Annotated in this window: 5 protein-coding genes and 1 tRNA gene; 3 read left to right on the top strand and 3 right to left on the bottom strand. The window is 44.4% G+C overall.

What is annotated here, in order from left to right:
• Positions 1-174 (top strand): ATP-binding protein (locus H6F50_RS07955; RefSeq protein WP_242028936.1); only part of this gene is annotated, 174 nt, incomplete at its 5' end.
• A 407-nt stretch (positions 175-581) separates the two neighbouring features.
• Positions 582-782: a hypothetical protein gene (locus H6F50_RS07950; RefSeq protein WP_190412997.1), complete on the top strand. Its 201-nt coding sequence runs from the start codon at positions 582-584 to the stop codon at positions 780-782.
• A 144-nt stretch (positions 783-926) separates the two neighbouring features.
• Here the strand turns inward: H6F50_RS07950 and H6F50_RS07945 are convergent, their stop codons facing one another.
• Positions 927-1,112, bottom strand: coding sequence for a hypothetical protein (locus H6F50_RS07945; RefSeq protein ID WP_190428165.1), 186 nt, complete (start codon positions 1,110-1,112; stop codon positions 927-929).
• A gap of 165 nt (positions 1,113-1,277) precedes the next feature.
• A tRNA-Phe gene (locus tag H6F50_RS07940) sits at positions 1,278-1,350 on the bottom strand.
• A 222-nt stretch (positions 1,351-1,572) separates the two neighbouring features.
• Here H6F50_RS07940 and H6F50_RS07935 point away from each other — a divergent pair.
• Positions 1,573-1,737 carry a metallothionein gene (locus H6F50_RS07935; RefSeq protein WP_190413885.1) on the top strand — a complete coding sequence of 55 codons (165 nt, stop codon included), beginning with the start codon at positions 1,573-1,575 and terminating at the stop codon, positions 1,735-1,737.
• A 114-nt stretch (positions 1,738-1,851) separates the two neighbouring features.
• Here H6F50_RS07935 and H6F50_RS07930 read toward each other — a convergent pair whose 3' ends face one another.
• Entirely contained in the window at positions 1,852-2,730 is an 879-nt protein-coding gene (locus H6F50_RS07930; protein ID WP_190428163.1) for a metal ABC transporter permease, read from the bottom strand.
• Between the last annotated feature and the right edge of the window lie 176 nt (positions 2,731-2,906).

Genomic DNA, 2,906 nt, shown 5'->3' with positions numbered 1-2,906 from the left:
CATATCTTTGAGCGATTTTGGCGGGCTGAACAGTCTCGAAGCCAAAATTCTAGAGGAACCGGCATCGGTTTAGCGATTTCCTCCCGGTTGCTCGAATTGCAAGGCGGTCAGATTGAAGTAGAAAGCGAACTGGGAAAGGGTAGTACGTTTCGTTTTTTCTTGCCTTTAGCTTGACGGTCATACTTGAGCTAATGGCTGTATGGGGCTTTTGTTGAAGCGCCTCAATTTTTATAGATTTCCGGACTAACGCACTGTTGCTTGTTGCGCTTTCTACTTCCTACGGTTGGAGGGAACGTGTGTAATCTCCGAATTGCTTGCGTAAATAGCAAAGCAAGCGTTGATAAGTAATAGAGCGACCTAGCAAAGCAAAAATTAACTTTAGCAACAACCTTGATGGTTCGTTACTAGATCCTTGAATTATAAATTTTCCACATAACTTGCTCCTGTTGTTGGCATAACAGGCTTTGCCTCTGAGAAGGGGAGACAATGCCTTAGTGCTAAGTTTTGTTAAGCAATAAAAATTCTCGATCTCTGGTATGGGAATGCTCAATAGAGAGAGATAAAGGACTCCGGATAAACTTATGATCTGTATAGAAGTGATTTACCTGTTGATAGCTGCTACTTTGTTTACCCTCTGGCTAGAATTGTTTAAGCGCGATCGCAGTTGGAATACGGAAGAAAGATTTTCCTCTTTTATCACTTTGACGGTCGCAACAGTTTTCTGGCCTGTGGTTCTTCCCATCGCTTACATAGAAGTCTTAAAAACTAAACAGAAATTATAATATTGCGCTGTCGTAACAAGTGCGAGTGAAATTCGCCTAAATCCACTTGCGCGGGTTTCAAAAGTTCGCGTAAATTAATCGGGCTTGCCAAAACCAAGTGGTTTTGGCAAGCCCGATTGCGTGGATATTAGAGTTAAGCCAACTCTAACCAAGAGGTGCTACTTTCACGCGCTCTTGGAGAGCCACTAATCCCGGATTTCCAGATTGTACTGCTGGCAGAGGGATTTTATTTTGTCTGTTAAGCGCGATCGCACGCTCTCCGGCAATATCACTACGCAATCCGGTACGTACTGCATAGACCTCTCGAATAAACCAGAAAGACCAGGACAAAGCCAATCCAGCAGAAAAGCGGGTTGCCGGGAATCTAAATTCCTTAATTTATCGCTATATAGCTATTTATTATTAATCAGGATTTATGTAGAATCTACAGAATCCCGATAAGAATGTAGCAGTGACAATCAGCTAAAATTTGTGCTGAATCTATGTTTTAGAAAATGCCAGGACGGAGATTTGAACTCCGGACACGAGGATTTTCAGTCCTCTGCTCTACCAACTGAGCTATCCCGGCGCACTTTTTTTGGTGCTTTATTAAATTAACAAAGTTAGACGGTGTTGACAAGCCCCTAGTGGCAGATTCGGTAATATTTTTGTTTTTTGTCAGAGATCGCAGTTCCAGCAAGGGCGATCGCTATCTCTGTATCGCTATTTCTATAACGCTTCCTGAAAAAAACCGATATCTGAATATCTGTTCAGATGTTATAGTAAATGAAGAGTTGACTAGGACAAAGCGATGACTACCGTAACTTCGATGAAATGTGCCTGTGAATCTTGCCTGTGCGTTGTTTCCATCAGCGAAGCGGTGGAAAAAGGTGGTAAATACTACTGCGGCGAAGCTTGTGCCAATGGTCACGAATCTGGACAAGGCTGCTCCCATCACGGCTGTAACTGCGGCTAACTGAAGGTTGAAAGCTTACAAGAGTTGAAGGTTGAAGGTTTACAGCAGTGGAAAGTTCTCATAAACTGGCTAACCTTCAACCGACTAATCCACAACCCGCTAACCTTACTTGTCTCAGCTAGCTTGCAGATTCAGCTTTGCCCAGCCGAGGACGGCTAGAAACAGCAAAAACTGGACGAGAACAATACTAGGGCCAGAAGCAAAGTTAAAAAGACCGGATACAATCATTCCAGCAACGCTACTCATCGCTCCCAAGAAAACGGAGAGCCAGAGAAAGTAGATAAATTGGTGACTCAACAACTTGGCAGTAGAAGCGGGAATCACTAGAAAGGCATTTACGAGTAAGATGCCTACGGCTTTGATAGAAACGGCAACTGCCAGGGACAGCAGTACAACAAATAAGTAGCGATAGAGCTGAACTGGAACACCCTGAACCTTTGCTACATCGGGGTTAAGCGTCAATAAGATTTGCTCTCGCAGCGTTGACAGTAAGAAGATACCGCTGCCCACAAGCAATAGAAAAACCAGCACCAAGTCGGTGTTATTAATTGCGAGAATATCCCCAAATAGAGCGCCTAAGAGGTTGCCTCGGTATCCCTGGATAAAACTGCTGAGGATGACGCCAATTGCCAAGGCACCGGATAGCACAATGCTGAGGATGTTGTCGCTGGCGAGATTGGTTTGATCAATCAAGTAGAGAACCGCTAGACCAAAAATTACCGTAAAGGGTAGTAGCATCCAGGTGGGATTTAGCTGCAATAAGACTCCCATGACTAGCCCGACTAAAGCTGCGTGACCAACGGCGTGGCTGAAAAAAGACAACTGACGCAAAGTCACAAAACTGCCGAGAAAGCCGCCTAGGAGTCCCATCAGGACGCCACCTGCGATCGCTCGTTGCATGAAGGGAAACTGCAACAAGGTGATTAAGTTAGCGCTATCCGCGATCGCTAGCCAGTGAAAATGAAATGAGATCGACCAATCTAGGAGAGTCATGAGCTTTCCATCCACGTCAGCGAATCAGTTACGATAAGAGTATCTACCTATAGCTTGAGAAATGTCAGTGCAACTTTCATCTGATGAAGCTGTAAATAGCGACCTTCAGAAGACAGAAACTTTAAATTGTAATCCGCCACACCCGCTTGACATAGATAACGTTCACCAATTGCAAA

This window comes from Coleofasciculus sp. FACHB-712 (assembly GCF_014695635.1).
Classification (GTDB): Bacteria; Cyanobacteriota; Cyanobacteriia; order Cyanobacteriales; family FACHB-T130; genus FACHB-T130.
This window is presented reverse-complemented; position numbering and strand designations above follow the sequence as displayed.

What these genes read in the sequence shown, in the direction of transcription:
- H6F50_RS07935 (WP_190413885.1), top strand. Translation starts at nt 1,573, where the DNA reads ATGACTACCGTAACTTCGATGAAATGTGCCTGTGAATCTTGCCTGTGC.
- H6F50_RS07930 (WP_190428163.1), bottom strand. Translation starts at nt 2,730, where the DNA reads ATGACTCTCCTAGATTGGTCGATCTCATTTCATTTTCACTGGCTAGCG.
- H6F50_RS07950 (WP_190412997.1), top strand. Translation starts at nt 582, where the DNA reads ATGATCTGTATAGAAGTGATTTACCTGTTGATAGCTGCTACTTTGTTT.